At 59.5% G+C, this 20,755-nt stretch carries 14 protein-coding genes; 10 read left to right on the forward strand and 4 right to left on the reverse strand.

What is annotated here, in order from left to right; genetic code table 11:
* The first annotated feature begins 280 nt into the window (after positions 1-280).
* Positions 281-1,396 carry a substrate-binding domain-containing protein gene (locus tag BK658_RS28665; protein WP_259740160.1) on the forward strand — a complete coding sequence of 372 codons (1,116 nt, stop codon included), beginning with the start codon at positions 281-283 and terminating at the stop codon, positions 1,394-1,396.
* Entirely contained in the window at positions 1,384-4,404 is a 3,021-nt protein-coding gene (locus BK658_RS28670; protein ID WP_123585247.1) for an EAL domain-containing protein, read from the forward strand. The genes BK658_RS28665 and BK658_RS28670 overlap by 13 nt, the downstream gene beginning before the upstream one ends.
* Before the next feature lie 54 nt (positions 4,405-4,458).
* Here the strand turns inward: BK658_RS28670 and BK658_RS28675 are convergent, their stop codons facing one another.
* Positions 4,459-5,745 (reverse strand): MFS transporter, encoded by a 1,287-nt coding sequence (locus BK658_RS28675; RefSeq protein ID WP_123585248.1) that lies wholly within the window; start codon positions 5,743-5,745, stop codon positions 4,459-4,461.
* A gap of 925 nt (positions 5,746-6,670) precedes the next feature.
* On the opposite strand from BK658_RS28675, the gene mexE reads away from it, so the two are divergent.
* The 8 genes from mexE to tkt all read left to right on the forward strand — a co-directional run bounded on the left by mexE (position 6,671) and on the right by tkt (position 17,637).
* The gene (mexE, locus tag BK658_RS28680) at positions 6,671-7,924 is read left to right on the forward strand and encodes a multidrug efflux RND transporter periplasmic adaptor subunit MexE (RefSeq protein WP_123585249.1); all 1,254 of its coding nucleotides are present in this window, start codon (positions 6,671-6,673) and stop codon (positions 7,922-7,924) included.
* A 15-nt stretch (positions 7,925-7,939) separates the two neighbouring features.
* Entirely contained in the window at positions 7,940-11,119 is a 3,180-nt protein-coding gene (locus BK658_RS28685) for an efflux RND transporter permease subunit (RefSeq protein WP_123585250.1), read from the forward strand.
* The gene (locus tag BK658_RS28690; RefSeq protein ID WP_123585251.1) at positions 11,116-12,537 is read left to right on the forward strand and encodes an efflux transporter outer membrane subunit; all 1,422 of its coding nucleotides are present in this window, start codon (positions 11,116-11,118) and stop codon (positions 12,535-12,537) included. The genes BK658_RS28685 and BK658_RS28690 overlap by 4 nt, the downstream gene beginning before the upstream one ends.
* A 229-nt stretch (positions 12,538-12,766) precedes the next feature.
* Entirely contained in the window at positions 12,767-12,946 is a 180-nt protein-coding gene (locus BK658_RS28695; RefSeq protein WP_123585252.1) for a general stress protein, read from the forward strand.
* A 68-nt stretch (positions 12,947-13,014) separates the two neighbouring features.
* Positions 13,015-13,572 carry an ATP-dependent Clp protease proteolytic subunit gene (locus tag BK658_RS28700; protein ID WP_123585253.1) on the forward strand — a complete coding sequence of 186 codons (558 nt, stop codon included), beginning with the start codon at positions 13,015-13,017 and terminating at the stop codon, positions 13,570-13,572.
* Between the two features lie 328 nt (positions 13,573-13,900).
* Entirely contained in the window at positions 13,901-14,071 is a 171-nt protein-coding gene (locus tag BK658_RS28705) for a CsbD family protein (protein ID WP_123585254.1), read from the forward strand.
* Positions 14,072-14,201: 130 nt separating this feature from the next.
* A complete protein-coding gene (locus BK658_RS28710; protein ID WP_123585255.1) occupies positions 14,202-15,512 on the forward strand; it encodes a cation:proton antiporter in 1,311 nt (436 codons plus the stop codon).
* A gap of 73 nt (positions 15,513-15,585) precedes the next feature.
* Positions 15,586-17,637, forward strand: coding sequence for a transketolase (tkt, locus tag BK658_RS28715; protein WP_123585256.1), 2,052 nt, complete (start codon positions 15,586-15,588; stop codon positions 17,635-17,637).
* 9 nt (positions 17,638-17,646) lie between these two features.
* Here tkt and BK658_RS28720 read toward each other — a convergent pair whose 3' ends face one another.
* Genes BK658_RS28720 through BK658_RS28730 form a run of 3 tightly spaced genes read right to left on the reverse strand, consistent with a single transcriptional unit; the run spans position 17,647 to position 20,684 of the window.
* Positions 17,647-19,170: a mercuric reductase gene (locus tag BK658_RS28720; protein WP_123585257.1), complete on the reverse strand. Its 1,524-nt coding sequence runs from the start codon at positions 19,168-19,170 to the stop codon at positions 17,647-17,649.
* Positions 19,170-20,513 carry a glucoamylase family protein gene (locus BK658_RS28725; protein WP_221178626.1) on the reverse strand — a complete coding sequence of 448 codons (1,344 nt, stop codon included), beginning with the start codon at positions 20,511-20,513 and terminating at the stop codon, positions 19,170-19,172. The genes BK658_RS28720 and BK658_RS28725 overlap by 1 nt, the downstream gene beginning before the upstream one ends.
* A gap of 24 nt (positions 20,514-20,537) precedes the next feature.
* Entirely contained in the window at positions 20,538-20,684 is a 147-nt protein-coding gene (locus BK658_RS28730) for a lmo0937 family membrane protein (RefSeq protein WP_123585259.1), read from the reverse strand.
* Positions 20,685-20,755: the final 71 nt, after the last annotated feature.

Raw genomic sequence — 20,755 nt, forward strand, 5'->3', positions numbered from 1 at the left:
CTGTATCTTGGGATTAAGCGGCCGTTTAAAGTCTACCTCCGTCCGTCAAAATCCGTTCATGGCAAGGAGAACCGCTTTTCCATCGGTGTTCAGGACTAAAGTTCACGGGCTTTACCCACAAAAGACCTGATGACAGCAGAACCGACTATCCTTTCGGATAGTGAACGCTGCACTCTTGGCAAAAAGGGACACCATGCCAGACTATGATCGTGCCATCGGCTCCAGACCCGGCATCACATGCGGTGATCGAACCTGTCTGATCAGGCCTTGGTTACCCTGGATGGCTTCAATTGCGGTTTTCTGTCTTTTCACGCCAACGCCCGGATACGGCCAGAACCTGCCAGTTGCAGCGGGTGTCGAAAACGCCACGGTTACGGTAATTCAAGCGCAGGAAATCGTTTCCAGGGCCACCCTCGAAGCCGTTCGCTGGAGCGGCCCTGAAACCGGCCCGCAAGCCCTGCGGGGCAAGAGCATCGCCCTTGTCGCAGAAGATTTGCGTAACGGAGGAATTGTCGGTGTCGCGCAGGGCGCTCGCGAGGCAGCCAAGGCGATGGGCTGGACGCTGAAAATATTCGATGGCGCTGGATCATCGGCCGGGCGCGCGAAGGCCTTTTCCGATGCCCTGGCAGCGAAACCCGACGGCCTCATTCTGTGCGGCTCCGATGCCCTTGAGAACAATGCGGCGCTGATCCTCTTCGCCAACAAGGATGTGCCGGTGGTCGGCTGGCACGCCGGGGCACGCCCCGGGCCGATTGACGGCACGCCGGTGGCCATGAACGTCACGACCGACCCGCTCGAAGTGGCTCGCCTCACGGCCATGGCGGCAGTGGCACAGTCAAACGGACACGCCGGCGTGGTCATCCTGACCGACTCCAAATACAGCATCGCCATGGCGAAAGCCAACGCCATGGAAAACGTCATTCGGGCCTGTCGGGAATGTACATTGCTGGAAGTGCGCGATGTCGCGATCTCCGAAAGTGGCGAGAAAATGCCGGCGATCACCAACGAGCTGCTTCAGCGTTATGGCAAGCGCTGGACCCACACGCTGGCCATCAACGATATCTATTTCGACTACTCGATTGCCTCATTGACCAACGCCGCAATACCCAGTGACGGCATCAGTCTGTTGTCTGCCGGTGATGGCAGCGCTTCGGCTTTCTTGCGTATACAGGCAAAAACCTACCAGACCGTCACCGTGGCCGAGCCGCTAAACCTGCATGGCTGGCAAGTGATGGATGAGTTGAACCGGCTATTTGCAGGTCAGCCGGTGAGCGGCTTCGTAGCGCCGATTCACCTGGTCAATGCCGACAATATCGCCTTCGACGGTGGGAAGAAATTCCAGTACGACCCTGACAATGGTTATCGAGACATCTATCGCCACCAATGGAACCCCTGACATTGGACGTTATTTCCCGGCTCGGACGCCAGCTATTGCCACAATCGCTACGCGCACAGTTCACACTGGCATTTCTGACGCTGGCGCTGCTGATCCTGGCGGGTGGTGCAACTGCGGTCTACGCGTTGCGCACGTCAAACAGCGCCACCCGCCAGCTGACGGATGAACGACTGGTCCGCATGCAAAATGGGCAAGACATGCTGCATCGTACCTTGCTGATCGAACGCCAGACTGATCAGCTTCTGACAACCCGCTCCCCCGACACCCTGCGTTCAAGCTATGCGGCGACCGTCGAACAGCTTGAAGCCCTTGATCAGCTGGTGCAGCAACTGACTGCCGCGAACAGTGGCGTGGCGATACTCGACATGTATCAGTCGAGTCAGATGTTCCGCAATACCGCTAACATCGTTGCGCAATTGCGAGAAAGCCTGCTGCAAACCGAGGTCACCTTCGAACAAACCCTGGAGGATCACACCGCCCGGTTAACCGCGACCCAGACCCGGGCCAGCCTGGAACTGGCGGTGTTACTTTTCGATCTGCCGCAGGCTGTTGATAGTGATGCCGTGCAACGCCTGCGGATCCGGTATGAGCGCCTGTCACGCACCACAGGCAAGTTACCCGACGCTGATGTGGAGATGCCCAAGCTCTTCTCCCTGCGCCTGAAGCTCATCAATCAGCACAACGTCATACAGCGGTTCAATGAGGAGCTGAAGAATGAGGCCGGGGTTCTGGTCGCGTTGGCCCGTGCGCAATCCAGTGCTTACACCGAAGACTATCGCGAAGCCGTACAGCGCCTGGTGGAGGCCTCAAACCGTAGCCAGCAATGGGTGCTGATCATGTTGGGCGCCAGCCTGGTGTTCGCCTGGTTTGTGACCCGGGTCTTCATGGGCCGTCATGTGCTCGTGCGCCTGAATGCAATAAGCCGGCAATTGCGTCAGGAATACACTGACAAAACGCATTTGATGATGGCGGAACATGGGAAGGACGAGATCGCCAACATGGCTCGCGCGGTGAATCAATTCCTCAAAGACCGACTTCAGCTGGAAAAAAAAACGGTTCAATTGAGTATCGCCACAGAGCGGCTCGCCGTGCAAAACCGCCGATTGGAGCAAGAAGCCATCATCCGTGCCGGACAAGGTCATGTCCTGGAGCTGATCGCCAGGAGTACCGAGCTTGCAGAAGTCCTCGACAGCCTGGCTCACCTGGTCGAGTCCCAACTGCAGGGGATGATGGTTTCCATCCTGGTGCTGGATGAGGATGGCAAGCACCTGCTGCACGGGGCTGCGCCCAGTTTGCCGAAAGCCTATAACCAGCTCATTGACGGGATTGCGATCGGTCCGAACGTCGGTTCATGCGGCACCGCGGTGTATCGACGAGAACCGGTCATCGTCACGGATATCGAGCTGGATCCGCTGTGGGAGGATTACCGTTCAGTTGCTGCGCCCTATGGATTTCGCGCCTGCTGGTCAACGCCGATCCTGTCCCATGAGCGAAAGGTATTGGGTACGTTTGCCTTGTATTCCAACACTGTACGCAGCCCTGGCGTGACCGAGACGCGACTGATCGACATGGCGACACCTCTTGCCGGCATTGCAATAGAACGCCAACTCACCGAACAGCGCATTCGCTATATGGGCGACCATGACGCACTGACCGGGCTGCCGAATCGCACACTGCTCGAAGACCGCCTCAAGCAGGCAATACTTTATGCTCAGCGCTACAACCGCCAGGTGACGGTGGCGTTTCTCGATCTGGACAAATTCAAACTGGTGAATGACAGCCTTGGGCACAGTGCTGGAGACGAATTGCTGAAAACCGTCGCCCAGCGCATGCTGGAGTGTGTACGCCGCACCGACACCGTCGTGCGACTGGGTGGCGACGAGTTTGTGATTATCCTGTTCGACCAGCCCTCAGACCTCGACGGCGTTACCCCTGCCCTGCACAAAATCCAGGAAGCCATCCTGCGGCCGATTCAACTAAGCGGACATACACTCCACGTCACCTGCAGCATGGGGTTGGCCACCTACCCTGCCGATGGCAGCGATACCGACACGTTACTCAGCAACGCGGACGCCGCCATGTACCGGGCCAAGGAACTGGGTCGCAACAGTTACCAGTTCTATACGAGCGAGATGAATAACAAGGTTCAGGGCAAGCTCGCCATGCAAGACGGGCTTCGAAATGCACTCAACCATGACGAGTTCCTGCTGCTGTACCAGCCACAGGTGGATTTGCAGTCAGGTCAGATTATCGGCGTAGAAGCACTGATCCGCTGGCAGCACCCCGAGCTCGGCATGGTGTCTCCAATCAAATTCATTCCGCAGGCCGAAGAGACCGGGTTGATCGTGCCCATCGGCGACTGGGTGATTCATACCGCATGCAGACAGAACAAGGACTGGCAGGATGCGGGCTGGCCGCCGATCACCATGTCGGTGAATATTTCAGCACGCCAGTTCATCGAAAGGGACCTGATCGACCGAGTGAGGCATGCCTTGAAAGAAACCGGACTGGACCCGATGTACCTTGAGCTGGAGCTGACCGAAAGTCTGATCATGCAAGACCTTCAGCAAGCCATCAACAAAATGAAAGAACTGCAATCAATGGGGATCAGTCTCTCGATCGACGACTTCGGCACCGGCTACTCCAGCCTTGCAGCATTGAAAAGCTTCCCGATTGCGAGACTCAAGATCGATCAGTCTTTCGTGCGCGATCTGCCCGACAACGAGAACGACAAAGCCATCGCCACTGCAGTGATTTCGTTGGGGCACACACTGAACCTCAGGGTCATTGCCGAAGGTGTCGAAACCCAAGAGCAGCAAACCTTCCTGCATGAAAACGGCTGCGATGAAATTCAGGGCCACGTTTTCAGCAGAGCGGTCAGCGCAGAGGAAATCAGTCTGTTACTGCGTACGCCCCGGTTGCCTCAATCGAGCCGCATTGCGAGCCCTGACTCGGTAAGGCGAAAACGCGATGTAAAGCGCCCAAGCAGTCCAATGCCCGGGCATTAATGACTCAGTGTGGCGTACGTTCGGCGTGGTCTTTCACATGCTCATGAAAAGCTCTCATCGGGTGACCTCATTGCCATCCAACAGAGGCGCTTCGTCCGTGTTCGCGTAGAGCGCTTCATTGTCCTTGGGAACGAGCAACACAATCGCACCGACGATGACTTCAAAAATCCCGCTACCGACGATGACCATACCGGTTTCGAACCGGGCATAAAGTGCCGCGCCGCAGGCCCCGGCAATGAGAATGGAGGCACCCAGCGCGGCATAGCGTAACCTTGCCAGCCCGGCGATCTCGCTCTGCCTGAACGTGGTTTGAATCAGCAGAATGAACGAGATGTCGATCAGCGGCCCGCCGAGCGCGGCCAGGCCTGCGCCGAACATCATCCCGACCAGGACGTACTCCGCTGGCAGGTACATCACCGCCGCACCGATGGTCGCGATGCCCAGGCCGTTGACCACGGAGCCGAGGGTAAAACCACCGTACAAGCGTCGGATATGCAGGTTGCCGACGACAAAAATAGAGATCAGGTTGCCGCAACCATAGGCGCCCATGATCAGGCCGTAGGCGGCAAAGCCCTGTACGCCGAAACCCTGGATGTCGTACTTGACCACGGCCAGCGCCATGCCGATGGAAATGCCCAGGCTCCAGGCGACGTTGCCCAACCCCGCACACACATACACCGCCTGCATCTGCCGACGACCGACCAGGCTGCGCCAACCGGCGGTGAAGGCGGCACGCCGGCTCGTCACCTTGACCGGTTGACGAGGCAATGCCTTGCTCAACTTCATCACCGCCCAGGCCGAGATCAGGAAAGTCAGGCTATTGAGGGTAAACAGATGTTCAAGCGGAATCAGCAGTGTAATGGCCGCGGCCAGCATCGGCCCGATCACCCGGGCCACCCGGATGATCGCGTCGAACAGCGCGTTGACGGCCTGCAACTGGTCCGGCGCCACGACAATGCGCGGCAGGCTGGCGCGCAAGGCCGGTTCGAACAAAGAGTTGACGATCATCATGAGCATGACCGGCACCGCCAGCATCCACAGGCTCATGATGCCCAACGCCCAGGCCAGCATCGGAATCAGCGCGAGCCCGGCCCGCGCAAGGTCGGCCCCGATCATCGTGCGCCGATGGTCCCAGCGCTCGGCCCAGATCCCTCCCAGCAACGCGCCCACCAACGCGGCCCCGCCGCGCAACGCACTAAGCCAACTCGCATCGGTGTCGGCGATCTGCACCGCCATCCAGGCGACAGCGATCGCGAACAATTCGTCGCCGATCGAGGATAGCGCCAACCCTCCCCATAGCAACGCCACAGGCCGCTGAAGCAACGGTCTAAACAACTTCATATCATCAATTCCGCAAATAAAGACCCGTCATACAACGAACCTGTAAGTCCGCCCATATCGGTGCGTCAAACATCAAAATCGGGCGCTTTCTAACGTTGGCAACTTCATCATTGATTCGAATAAACTTTACCAACACGCAACAACCAAAACGCATCATCCCGGGAAGCTCCAGGTAAGCTTTCAGGTTGCGAATGTACTGAGCTGGAAGTTAACTATTCAATAAGATGAGGCACTCTGTTTATTTATCGAGTGACGGTCGGTGCCCGCAAGCGGGGGATTGAAAACACTGACCAGGATGAGGCAGGATGCATTATCAGGGGACATGGAGCATACAGACCGAACGTGCGCCATTGCGACAAATTAGTCATTCCCTGACCCTAGTGCTTTCCTGTAGCCGAAGTTAACTACGGCCGAATAGTACGCGTGTAAATTTTAGGGTGTCAATGCGTTTTTCTTGTGCGACCACACTCTAACGACTGGCACACTTTAGCAATGCCCGTGACATTTCAGTTACAAAACAAAAAAATATAATAGTTACTATTTTCCCGATCAAAAAATTATAAAATATTTGATATTTTCAACCGACTCTTTGTACTTTCGGGTACTACTATTGTCCAGATTGACGAAGCGCAGGTCGATCACCAAAAAGGCCGAAAGCTGGTAACGGCTCAGGGGGTTCGGGCACAGCAAGAAGCGAGCTTGCTCGCGATGACCGCGACTCGGTTTTCAGCCCGACCTTTGCACTCCCCGCAACACTCAATTGTCATCAGACACATTGATAGCTGCCTAACGAAAGCCCCATGCTAGAGGGCTCACTTCGCTCTTATATCATTCCGAATGATAGTTACCTTTGCCTCATTCGATTCGTGCGATACAGCCCCGCCGAGCATCATCCGCCCATCTCAATACATTGGCGGATGCATCCATGGAACAGTCATTCAAACATTTGCGCTTCCCCTTGGCCGTTTTGGCCTTGCTGGTGATGAGCGCCTGCGGCAAAACCCCGGGCACCGCTGCCGCCATGCCTGCGGCCAAAGTCAGCGTGGCCAAGGTGCTGGAACAACCGGTCAACGAGTGGGACGATTTCACCGGCCGCCTCGAAGCACCGGAAACCGTCGAGATTCGTCCTCGGGTGTCAGGCCAGATCGACGAAGTCGCATTCACCGAAGGCGCCCTTGTGAAAAAGGGCGATTTGCTGTTTCAGATCGACCCCCGCCCGTTCCAGGCTGAGGTCCGCCGTCTTGAAGCCCTGGTTGCCCAGGGCCGCGCCAATGCTACCCGCAGCGAAAATGAAGCCCAACGCGGTGAGCGCCTGCGCACCAGCAACGCGATTTCCGCAGAACTGGCCGACTCGCGCAGCAGCGCCGCCCAAGAAGCCCGAGCCGCTGTCGGCGCCCTCCAGGCGCAACTGGACCTGGCCAAACTGAACCTCAGTTTCACTCGCGTCACCGCACCGATCAGCGGCCGCGTCAGCCGTGCCGAAATCACCGCCGGCAACCTGGTCACCGCCGATGTCACCGCGCTGACCAGCGTGGTTTCCACCGACAAGATTTACGCCTACTTCGACGCCGATGAGCGTGTGTACCTCAAATACACCCAGCTCGCCCGCCAGGGCCAACGCGGTCAAACCACTCCGGTTTACCTTGGCCTGTCCAATGAAGAAGGCAACCCACACCTGGGCCAGATGAATTTCGTCGACAACCAGGTCAACCCGAAAACCGGCACCATCCGTGGTCGCGCCGTGTTTGACAACAGCAAGGGCGAATACACCCCCGGCCTCTACGCTCGCCTGAAACTGGTGGGCAGCGGGACCTATTCCGCTGTGCTGATCAACGACGAAGCCGTCGGAACCGACCTTGGTAAAAAGTTTGTACTGGTGATGGACGCCGACAACAAGTCGGCTTATCGCGCCGTCGAACTGGGACCGAAGATCGAAGGTTTGCGCATTGTGCGCAGCGGCCTGAACAAGGACGACACGATCATCGTCAAGGGTTTGCAACGGGTGCGTCCGGGCTCGCCGGTGACACCTGAAGTGATCCCGATGGCCAGCCAGGAAACCCTCGCGGCCCTCACTCAACAACGCCAAGCGCTTGAAGCCAGCAACCTGCCCCAAGTCGCACCTGCCAAGGTTGCGCCGGGTACGGCTGTGAAACTCGCCGCTGCGACTCCACGCGGTTAAGGGACGACAACTCCGATGAATTTTTCCCAATTCTTCATTTCACGGCCGATCTTCGCAGCGGTGCTTTCGCTGCTGATCCTGATCGCCGGCAGCATCTCGCTGTTCCAGCTACCGATCAGCGAATACCCGGAAGTCGTGCCACCGACCGTGGTGGTCCGCGCCAACTTCCCGGGTGCCAACCCTAAAGTCATCGGTGAAACCGTGGCCGCTCCGCTGGAGCAAGCCATCACCGGCGTCGAGAACATGCTGTACATGTCCTCGCAATCCACTGCTGACGGCAAGATCACCCTGACCATCACCTTTGCGCTGGGCACTGACCTGGACAACGCTCAGGTGCAGGTGCAAAACCGCGTCACCCGCTCCGAGCCCAAGCTGCCCGCCGAAGTGACCCGCATCGGTATCACGGTGGACAAGGCCTCGCCCGACCTGACCATGGTTGTGCACTTGACCTCGCCGGACAAGCGCTACGACATGCTCTACCTGTCCAACTACGCCCTGCTCAACATCAAGGATGAGCTGGCGCGACTGGGCGGCGTGGGTGACGTGCAGCTGTTCGGTATGGGTGACTACTCGCTGCGGGTCTGGCTCGATCCGAACAAGACCGCTTCGCGCAACCTGACCGCAACCGATGTGGTCAACGCGATTCGCGAACAGAACCGCCAGGTCGCCGCCGGTGCCCTGGGTGCGCCACCTGCGCCGAACGCCACCGCGTTCCAGCTCTCGGTCAACACCCAAGGTCGCCTGGTCTCCGAGGAAGAGTTCGAGAACATTATTATTCGCTCCGGCGAAAACGGTGAAATCACACGCCTCAAAGACATTGCTCGCGTCGAACTGGGCTCCAGTCAGTACGCCTTGCGCTCCCTGCTGAACAACCAACCGGCCGTGGCGATCCCGATCTTCCAGCGTCCGGGTTCCAACGCCATCGAGATCTCCAACGAAGTGCGCGCCAAAATGGCCGAGCTGAAGAAGAGCTTCCCCGAAGGCATGGACTTCAGCATCGTGTATGACCCGACGATTTTCGTTCGCGGCTCCATCGAGGCTGTGGTGCACACACTGTTCGAAGCACTGATTCTGGTGGTGCTGGTAGTGATCCTGTTCCTGCAAACCTGGCGCGCCTCGATCATTCCGTTGGTGGCGGTCCCGGTATCGCTGATCGGTACGTTCGCCGTGATGCACCTGTTCGGCTTCTCGCTGAACGCGTTGTCATTGTTCGGATTGGTATTGGCCATCGGTATCGTGGTCGACGATGCGATTGTGGTGGTGGAAAACGTCGAACGGAACATCGGCCTCGGACTGACACCGGTCGAAGCGACCAAACGCGCCATGCGTGAAGTAACCGGACCGATCATCGCCACCGCGCTGGTGCTGTGTGCAGTGTTTATCCCGGCGGCCTTCATCTCCGGCTTGACCGGGCAGTTCTATAAACAGTTTGCGTTGACCATTGCGATCTCCACGGTGATCTCGGCCTTCAACTCGCTGACCCTGTCGCCAGCGTTGGCAGCCGTGTTGCTCAAAGGCCATGACGCACCCAAGGACCGCTTCTCGAAGGTCCTCGACGGGATCTTTGGTGGCTGGTTGTTCCGTCCGTTCAACCGTTTCTTTGATCGTGCCAGCCATGGTTATGTCGGCACCGTAGGTCGTGTGATCCGCAGCAGCGGCATCGCCCTGCTGCTGTATGCCGGCCTGATGGCGCTGACGTTCCTCGGTTTCTCCAGCACGCCAACCGGTTTCGTACCGGGCCAGGACAAGCAATATCTGGTGGCGTTCGCCCAACTGCCGGACGCGGCGAGCCTGGATCGTACCGAAGATGTGATCAAGCGCATGTCCGACCTGGCCCTGAAACAGCCTGGCGTGGAAAGCGCGGTGGCCTTCCCGGGTCTGTCGATCAACGGGTTCACCAACAGCCCTAACGCCGGCATCGTGTTCGTCACCCTGAAACCGTTCGACCAGCGCAAAGACCCAAGCCAGTCGGCCGGTGCCATTGCCGGAGCCTTGAACGGCCAGTACGCCGGGATTCAGGAAGCCTACATGGCGATCTTCCCGCCGCCGCCGGTACAAGGCCTGGGCACCATCGGTGGTTTCCGCCTGCAGATCGAAGACCGGGGCAACCTGGGGTATGACGAGCTGTACAAAGAAACCATGAACATCATCACCAAGAGCCGCAGCGTGCCGGAACTGGCCGGGCTGTTCACCAGCTATACCGTGAACGTGCCACAGGTCGATGCCGCCATCGACCGTGAAAAAGCCAAGACCCACGGCGTGGCCGTCAGCGACATCTTCGACACCCTGCAGATCTACCTGGGTTCGTTGTATGCCAACGACTTCAACCGCTTCGGGCGCACCTATCAGGTCAACGTTCAGGCCGAGCAGCAGTTCCGCCTCGAACCGGATCAGATCGGCCAGCTGAAAGTGCGTAACAACAAAGGCGAGATGATCCCGCTGGCGACCTTCATCAAGGTCAGCGACACCTCGGGTCCGGACCGCGTGATGCACTACAACGGCTTTATCACTGCTGAAATCAACGGTGCCGCCGCCCCTGGCTACAGCTCTGGCCAAGCGCAACAGGCCATCGAAAAACTGCTCAAGGACGAACTGCCTAACGGCATGACCTACGAGTGGACCGACCTGACCTACCAGCAGATTCTGTCCGGTAACACCGCGCTGTTCGTGTTCCCGCTCTGCGTACTGCTGGCGTTCCTGGTACTGGCCGCGCAATACGAGAGCTGGAGCCTGCCACTGGCGGTGATCCTGATCGTCCCGATGACCCTGCTGTCGGCGATTACCGGGGTGATTCTCTCCGGTGGTGACAACAACATCTTCACCCAGATCGGCTTGATCGTTCTGGTGGGACTGGCCTGTAAGAACGCGATCCTGATCGTCGAGTTCGCCAAGGACAAGCAAGAGGAAGGCCTCGACCCGCTCAGCGCGGTACTGGAAGCCTGCCGCCTGCGTCTGCGGCCGATCCTGATGACCTCCTTCGCCTTCATCATGGGTGTGGTGCCTCTGGTGTTCTCCAGCGGTGCGGGTGCAGAAATGCGTCACGCCATGGGTGTGGCGGTGTTCTCCGGGATGCTCGGGGTGACCTTCTTCGGTCTGTTGCTGACGCCGGTGTTCTACGTATTGATCCGTCGTTTTGTGGAGCGCAGCGACGCCCGCAAAGCGGCCAAGGCCCTGAAACTGGAGGCGCAACAATGAGCCTGAAAGCCTTCCTGCCGAGCTTGCTGGTACTGGCCCTGAGTGCCTGTGCCGTTGGCCCGGACTACAAGACCCCGGCAACGGAGGCGGCCACTATCACGGCCGCCACCGACGGCGCAAACGGTCAGAAAAACTTCGACCGAGCACGCTTCGAAGGTGTCTGGTGGCAGCAGTTCGACGATCCGATCCTCAATCAGTTGGTGACCCAGTCGTTGCAGGGCAACCGTGATCTGCGGGTGGCGTATGCCCGCTTGAAGGCATCTCGTGCATTTCGTGATGACGCGGCCACCCAGACCACACCCAACGTCACCAGCCGCGCCAGCAGCGATTTGGCCAAAGGCCAGATTCCCGGCCAGACCACCGAGCGCGTCAACAGCGAGCGCTATGACCTGGGCCTGGACATGGCCTGGGAAGTCGACCTGTTCGGCCGTATCCAACGCAACCTGGAAGCGGCTGATGCCGATCAGCAAGTCGCCGAAGCCGATCTGCACCAACTGCAAGTCAGCATGATCGCCGAACTGGTGGATGCCTACGGCCAACTGCGCGGTGCGCAACTGCGGGAAAAAATTGCGCTGGCCAACCTGAAGAACCAGCAAGAATCGAGCAAGATCACCGTGAGCCTGCGTGACGCCGGCGTCGGTGATCAACTCGATGTGGTTCGCGCCGATGCCCGCCTCGCTTCCGTCGAAGCCAGCGTGCCGCAGCTGCAAGAGGTGCAGGTACGTCAACGCAACCGCATCGCCACCCTGCTGGGCGAACGGCCAGACAAACTGACCGTCGACCTCAGCCCGGCTAACTTGCCGGCGATTGCCAAGGCGCTGCCAATTGGTGATCCGGGTGAACTGCTGCAACGCCGTCCGGATATCCGCAGTGCCGAACGCAAACTGGCCGCCGCCACCGCGCGAATCGGCGTGGCCAAGGCCGATCTGTTCCCACGGGTCAGCCTCAGCGGCTTCCTCGGCTTCACCGCCGGGCGTGGTTCGCAAATCGGTTCGTCGGCAGCCAGCGCCTGGGCGCTCGGCCCAAGCATCACCTGGGCCGCTTTCGACCTGGGCAGCGTACGCGCTCGTTTGCGGGCAGCGGACGCTAACGCCGAAGGCGCCCTGGCGACCTACGAGCAGCAAGTGTTGTTAGCGCTGGAAGAGTCGGAAAACGCCTTCTCTGATTACGGTAAACGTCAGCAACGTCTGATATCGCTGATTCGTCAAAGCGAATCGAGCCGTGCCGCAGCTGACCTGGCGCAAATTCGCTACCGTGAAGGCACCGCGGATTTCCTCGTGCTGCTCGACGCGCAACGCGAACGCCTGGCCGCCGAGGACTCCCAGGCACAGGCCGAGGTTGATCTTTACCGTGGCATCGTCGCCATCTACAAGGCCCTCGGCGGTGGCTGGCAACCCGAGACAGTCGCCAGCAGGTAACCCCTTTTCAAGAGCTCCTTTGGTTGGCCGCAACCAACCAAATTTTTTGCCCCGCGCCTCATTCGGTCGCGGGGCTTTTTTTTGCCTGCAGCTCGGCTCGATACTCCCGTCCCCTACAACCGTCGGTCAGGCACTGAAATACTTAATAAACTTTGACGCATTCCATGTTTCTCACTCTATGTGGATGCGGCATTTTGTTGCATCCGCGACTGAACTGAGGAAGAGAATCATGGCTAATATTGGCAAGTCGAACCCAGGAAACCTCTCCAAAGATCGTGAAAAAACTGACGTCCAAAAAAAAGGCGGGCATGCCTCCAGCGATGAGGCTATGAGAAAAACCCCCAACAAGGCTCCCGAGGTGAGTAAAAAAGGTGGTCAACCAACGCCCGGTGGTGGCCGCGGTCAATAGCTGATCAGTGGTATGGGGCGCACTGTGAGGTGCGCTCCGTACCAACGGCACACAGGAAAGCTTGCGTAATGAGCCAGCACATTGTTCATTTCCATTGTCAGATAGACCAGGGAACGACCGAACGTTTTCGAGACCGCTGTCTGGAGTCCATTGACCAGGGCGCTTCATCATTGCTACTTAACTTGTCGACGACCGGCGGCAGTACCAACTTCGGCTTCACCCTCTACACCTTTCTCAAATCCCTTCCTGTGCCAATCTCTGCGTTCAATGCGGGCAACATCGAGTCGATGGGCGTCGTCATGTTCCTCGCCGCGAGCGAGCGAATCGCAGCGCCATACTCACGCTTCCTGATTCATCCAATGACCTGGTATTTCAGTCAAAACTCGGTCGACCATTCTCGCCTGCGCGAGTACCTCTCCAGCCTGAATAACGATCTGGAGCGCTACGTCAATATCTTTGAGCGCGAAACCACACAAGCCAGGAAAAAGCTCGATATCTTCAAATGCCTCAGTGCCGAAGAAAAGCTGATTACCGCCGCTGATTCGATCGCCATTGGCATCGCCCATCGCGTCGAGCAAATCGTGTTTCCCGTCGACGCCATCCATTGCAAGGTCAACGGCGTATGACGGAGCATGCGCAGTGAGTGTGTTGTTGAACGGAATTGCGAGCAAAGGTGTCGCACCGATGATAAACAAGCGCTTGCCGAATTTATTGAAGGCCACTTCGAGTCGAATATGACCTGCGCTACACGGTTAACCTTGAAATCGGCCGCATAGCTCATGCCGGCGGAGTCGTACGTTACGTTAAACAGTCGCACTGAAACTCTCCCCGATACTTTATGTGGGTTGCCGTACAGACCCCAGACCTCTTTGGGATAACTCTCCTTAAGGTGCGCGTTGGACAGAGTGTCCAATGCGCAGGTCTGTTACCTAAATAAAGCCACTGGAGATTCTCATGAACAAAGATCAAGTCAAAGGTAGAGTCAAGGAAGCTACAGGTACGCTCAAGGAAGCAACCGGCAAGGCTGTTGGCAATAAGCGTCTGGAGGAAAAAGGGATGATTGAAAAAGACGTCGGGAAAGTTCAAGCGGGCGTAGGCGATCTCAAGAATGACCTGAAAAAGTGAGCGAAGGAGTCATCCTTCTTATTCTGTTCGAACGAAATTACCGGATCAGAAACCACGTTGAGCAACGTATCCACCCCCATTTGCACGGCAAATGGGCTGATACTCGGGACAGCCTGAGGCGTAAAACCTCATGTCCATAGCCCTTTGGTCACTACTGATAGGTATCCTGCTCATCACCATGGTCTTGGCTGGAACGCTGCTCGCGCGCTTGTTGCTGAGCAGCGCCATGGTCTATCTGGTTGTTGGCTTCGCGCTTGGGCCGGCGGGACTAGGGATCATCAGGCTGGATCCAGCCCGACATGCAGATATTCTGCAATGGGCTGCTGAGGTGGCACTGCTGATTTCACTGTTTGCCGTTGGGCTGAGAATGGGCGCCGTCCCCTTGTTCGACCGGCGCTGGTTGCTACCTCTGCGGTTGGCGTTTATCTCCATGGCGATCACTGTCGGGCTCATCACAATCGTTGGTGTCTGGGGGTTGGGACTGTCGCTGGGCGGCGCGGTGCTGCTGGGCGGTATCCTGGCACCGACCGACCCTGTGCTTGCTTCAGGGGTGCAGAGCAAACTCAGCGCCGATCCCGAGCGGTTGCGCTTCAGCCTGTCAGGCGAAGGGGGACTGAACGACGGCACGGCCTTTCCGTTCGTCATGCTCGGCCTTGGTCTGTTGGGACTACCTGAACTGGAGGGCGATGGCTGGAGCTGGTGGTTGGTGGACGCGCTCTGGGCAACCTTTGGCGGTTTGCTCATTGGCGGGCTACTGGGCACATTGATCGGCAAGCTGGTGGTGCGTTTGCGCACGCGCTATCACCTGGCGGTGGGCCTGGACGAGTTTCTCTCACTGGGTTTGGTGGCGGTTGCCTATGGCGCTGCGCAGCTATGCCTGGCGTCCGGTTTTCTCGCGGTATTTGCCACTGGCCTTGCACTGCAGCACGTGAAAGAACAACCGCGTGTCGGAACGGCATCCCTGGGCACGGCCCCCAGACTGAGTGGTCACAGCAGCGCCGAACTGGCCACCCATTCTCACCATGCCAGCGAGGCCATGAGCCATGCAGTGGAAAGCTTCAACGGGCGGTTGGAGAGCCTGGCCGAGTTGGCGTTAGTCCTGCTGGTCGGTGCAATGCTGTCGTATACGGAGCCCTGGCTCGCCCTGTGGTGGTTCATACCCCTGTTGTTCGTTCTATTACGGGGGTTGGCCGTCACGCTAGGGACGTTTGGCGAGCCGATGCCTCTGCGCCAGCGCGGTATGCTCATCTGGTTCGGCATTCGCGGTATTGGTTCGATCTTCTACCTGATGTTTGCGCTGCACAACGGCGTGACCGGTGCCTTGGCGCAGCAGTTGATCACTCTGACACTGGCGACCGTGGCTGTGTCCATTGTGCTGCACGGTGTATCGGTGCGACCGCTGATGAAGTGGTATCGGAGTCGAAAAGCACGTGCAGTATGAACAAACCGCGCAGGCACTGGTTGCCTGGGGCTGCTGACACGCTGAATCCCCTTTAGCTCACCAGGAGACCACCATGACCAGCAAACTCGACCAGCAATGCATCGATACACTGCGCTTCCTCTCGGTGGACATGGTGCAAAAGGCCGACAGTGGCCACCCCGGCTTGCCGCTCGGTGCCGCGCCGATGGCCTATGTACTGTGGACGCGCTGGCTCACGTTCAACCCGCACAATCCGCAGTGGCCCGACCGCGACCGCTTCGTGCTCTCCGCCGGACACGGCTCGGCGCTGCTCTACAGTCTGCTGCACCTCAGTGGCTACGAGCTTGCTCTGGAGGAGATCAAGCGCTTCCGCCAATGGGGCAGCAGGACGCCAGGGCATCCCGAGCGCGGGCACACGCCCGGCGTGGAAACCACTACCGGACCGCTTGGCCAGGGCCTGGCCAACGCGGTCGGCATGGCGATGGCCGAGGCGCAGCTGGCCGCGCGCTACAACCGTCCCGGTCATGCGGTCGTCGACCACCATACCTACGCCCTCGTCAGCGACGGCGACCTGATGGAAGGCGTGGCAAGCGAGGCCGCCTCGCTCGCCGGCCATCTCGGGTTGGGCAAGCTCACCTGCCTGTATGACGACAATGCCGTTACTCTGGCCGCCGGCACCGCCATGACCTTTTCCGAGGATCGTGCGCGGCGATTCGAGGCCTACGGCTGGCACACGGTGTCGGTGGCAGACGGCAACAACCTCATGGCGATAAATGCCGCGCTGCAGGCGGCACGGGCGCAAAGCACGCGGCCGTCGTTAATTCTCGTTCGTACGCATATTGGCTACGGCTCACCCGAGCAGGACACCTTCAAGGCCCACGGCTCGCCCCTCGGGGTGGAAGACGTGCGCAGGACCAAAGAGACGCTGGGCTGGCCGACCGAGCCGGACTTCCTGATACCGGCCGCGGCGTTAGCGCATTTTCGCAAGGCGGTGGAACACGGGGCGCGGAACGAGGCCGCCTGGCGGGTGCGAATGGACGCCTACACCAAGGCCTTTCCAGAGCTGTCCCACGAATTTGAGCAGCGCCTGAACGACGAACTCCCGTCGGGCTGGGATGCAGACATTCCGGTTTTTCCCGCCGATAGCAAGGGGCTGGCCACACGCGACGCCAGCGCCAAGGTGATCAATGCCATCGCGCCTCGGCTGCCGGCACTGAGCGGAGGCTCTGCCGACCTCGACCCCTCGACGAAAACCGCGCTCAAGGGCCTCGGTGACTTCAACCCGCCACCCACCACGGGCACGGACCGGCAAGGCTCTGACGTTGGCGGCTGGAGCCGTGCGGGTCGCAACCTGCACTTCGGCGTGCGCGAGCATGCGATGGGCGCCATCGTCAACGGTCTTGCCGCACACGGCGGCTTCATTGCCTATGGCGCGACCTTCTTGATCTTCTCCGACTACATGCGCCCACCGCTACGCCTCGCAGCGCTGATGGGCCTGCACGTAGTGCATGTGTTCACCCACGACAGCCTGGCGCTCGGCGAGGACGGCCCTACCCATCAGCCTGTCGAACAACTGGCGAGCCTGCGTGCCATCCCGAACCTGGTGCTGATCCGCCCCGCCGACGCCAATGAAACCGTGGTCGCCTGGCAGGTTGCGGTGACCACCCGTGACCGCCCTGTGCTGTTGGTCTTGACCCGGCAAGCGTTGCCAACCCTGGATCGCAACCGCTACGCCACGGCCGATGGATTGCGTCGCGGCGCCTATGTACTCAGCGATGCGGCGGACAGCAAGCCCGAACTGATCCTGCTCGCCAGCGGCTCGGAAGTCGCCTTGATTTTGGCGGCAGGTGAACGCCTGGAACGCGAAGGCATTGCCGTGCGCTGTGTCTCAATGCCGAGTTGGGAGCTGTTTGAGGCCCTGCCGCAGACCGAGCGCGACGCGGTACTGCCGCCGTCAGTCGGCGCGCGGCTGGCGGTCGAGTTGGGGGTGCGCCAAGGCTGGGAGCGCTACATTGGCGCGCAGGGGGACATGCTCGGGGTGGAACGTTTCGGCGCCTCGGCACCGGCCGACATCCTGCTGCGCGAATACGGCTTCAGCATCGACAATGTCTGCGCGCGCGCCAAGGCTCTGTTGGCACGCCTTTAGGTTACTGAGTCAGCGCTCCATCCAGCGCGCCAAGCGTGACCTGACTCGTGGAGGCAAGCGGGTGCGATTGTAGGCATCGGCGGCCTTGCGGATCGCCTCCGCCTGCGTGGGATAGGCGTGGATCACCAGGGCCAATGTGCGCAAGCCGACACCCGCCACCATGGCCAGGGTGATTTCATTAATCATGTCGCCGGCATGGCGAGCGACGATGGTGGCACCGAGAATCTGATCCGTGCGCTCCCTGACGTGGATTTTCACGAAACCCTCCTCCTCGCTGTCAGTCACCGCACGATCGACCTGATGCATGGGAATGGTGAAGGTTTTCACTGGAATGTCCTGACGGTTGGCCTCACGCACATACAAACCGACGTGAGCAATTTCCGGATCGGTATAGGTACACCAGGGGATTACTAGCCGGCTCATCCGCTCGCGGCCGCGCAGCAGGGCGTTCTGCACGACAATGCGGGCTGAAGCCAGGGCGGTATGGGTGTACTTGTGCTCAAGGCAGACATCCCCGGCAGCGTAGATAAGCGGGTTGCTGGTGCGCAGGAAGTCATCGACACGGATTCCCTCACTGGCGTCGTAGTCGACACCCGCGGCTTCCAGGTTCAGGCCCTGGACATTCGGCGAGAGGCCGATGCCGGCGAGGATCGCATCGACGGCAACCGTACTGCGGTAATCGTCGCTGACCAGGTCGACCAGTTTCTGCCCACCCTCTACGCGCACAGCAACGACCTGGGTGTTCAGACGGACCTCGATGCCGTCGCGAGCGAAGGCATCCGAGAGCAGTTGCGCGGCGTCCCGTTCCTCGTTGCCGAGGAACAGCGGCATGTCTTGCACGATGGTGGTTTGTGCGCCAAGCCGGGAGAAGGCCTGGGCCAATTCACAGCCAAGGGGGCCACCACCAATCACCAGCAGGCGGCGCGGCAACTCGGTCAGATCGAAAACGTTTTCATTGGTCAGGTAACCGGCTTGCGCGAGACCGGGAATCAGCGGGATGTTCGGGGCCGCGCCAGTCGCGATCAAGGCCTTGCGAAAGCGCAGGGTCTGCCCATCGACCGTCAGCGAGTCAGCCCCCGTGAAGCGCACTTCGCCGAAGAACATATCCACGCCAATTGCGCTCAATCGTGCCGCCGAATCGCCGCCGCTGAGGTGACTGCGGATACGCCGTACGCGCGCCATCGCGGCAGCGAAGTCGACCTGAATGTCGCCCGGCACTTGCGCGCCATAGTGCCGGGCATCGCGCATTTCGGCATACAATTGCGCCGTCCGGATAATCACCTTCGACGGTACACAACCATTGTTCAGACAATCGCCGCCGATAAACCTGCATTCAATCAGCGCCACCCTGGCGCCGAGCGCTACGGCGGTTTTCGCGGCGCCCAGCCCCGCAGGCCCCGCACCGACTATCACCAGGTGGTAGCGCTCGGCAGCGTGCGGATTGACCCAGCGTGGCGGATGCACACTGGCCATGCGCTGACGCTCATAAGCATCCTGCGGCGTGGTGATCGACCCATCGTAGTCTTGCGCCATCAGCCTGCTCCCGCAAATGGCGGTTGCTGCAACCAGCCGCCGTGGAATCCGGCGCGCTGCAAACCGTCGCGGATGTAGGGGCAGGCGCGCATCAGCTCCCAAATCCGTTGGCTACGATGGTTCTCGATCATCATCAGTACGATGCCCTGATCGAGCCCGTAGTGCCCTGGGGACACCCAGGCGCGCCCGTTGGCATCGGCGAGGCTCGGATTGAAGCTGCTGGAAAAGCGCCCTTCGGTGCACATTTCCGGGTAGCGTTCCATCATATGCCGCACCGCGTCGAGGACAATTTCCGGCGCAAACGGCAACGACGCCAGCACCGAGGGGGCACACAGTGTGCCGTCATCCGGCCCGTACGGTACGCCACGAGCGGCATAACCGAACAACCGCCGCGGCTCATTGGACAACTGCGGCTGCTCGTCGCTCGGCCCATCGCAAGCGGACAGGCCCCAGCAGTTTTCAGCGTAGCCGGCGAACTCATGCGGGTTACGCCGCGCGTACTCACGCTGGATGTAAGCGGCGCGCCGGCTGTTCTGGAAGTAGTCCGAGCACTTCTCACGCATGAAACCATCGTGGATGCCGCGAAAATCTATCCATGCATGGGAGAAATGGTGGATAAACAGCGGCCCGGCATAGAGATAGTCATGGTCGTAGAGGTTTTCCCACTGATAGGTGGAGGTCCATGCCCGGTAGCAGTCGCCCACGATCGCACAGCTTGGCGAGCCGAGCGCCAGCACATACAGCAGGATGGCCTCGCTGTAGCCCTCCCAGCCGTAATGCAGGAACCCGCATTCGGGTTTCCAACCCTGCCTGATCGTCTCACCGCTGTCCTGTGCCCAGCGCCAGTCGATGCGTCGATAAAGAAAGTCGGCCAGGCCCCGCAGCTCGTTCTCGTCGGCCGTATCCGCGCAAAAATACAGGCTTGCCGTCAACACGCCGGCGATCAGCAAAGCGGTGTCGATCATCGACAGTTCCGAGCGCCAAACCCGCACACCCGTATGGATATCAAGGAAGTGATAATAAAACCCTTTATACCCTGTCGCCGCAGGGCTAGCGCTTTGATCGCTGGCCTGGAAGAAACGCAGCGCAGCGAGGCTGAACCGCAGCGCATCGGCCCGTGTCAGCCAGCCCCGATCTACGGCCAGCGGATACACTGACAGGGCGAATCCGACTACCGCGATACTGACGGGCGAACCGGGACGCGAGGTGTCGGCCACCAGTCCGTTAAGCGGATTCAATGTTTGCAGGAAATAACCGAAGGCGGCACGCTGCAGGCGATCGAAAAGCGCTTCATCGGCGAGTGTGGACTGTAGTGTCCGCGAGCGGCGCTCAACCCTGTTCATCGGCATGTCGATGACCGAAGAGGTTTACGAGCGCCTACCCTGAAAGAAACTGACCGCCAGCAAAATCAGCGCCACGACCAACAGGACATGAATGAAGCCGCCCAGGCTGTACGACGTTACCAGCCCAAGTAACCACAGGACGATCAGGATGACCACGATTGTTTGTAGCATGACGATTCTCCTATTGTGATCCGGGACCTTCTGGACAACTCCAGATTGAACGCATCGGCAACGTCGTTCTG

The organism is Pseudomonas brassicacearum, from assembly GCF_003732175.1.
Lineage (GTDB): Bacteria > Pseudomonadota > Gammaproteobacteria > Pseudomonadales > Pseudomonadaceae > Aquipseudomonas > Aquipseudomonas brassicacearum_G.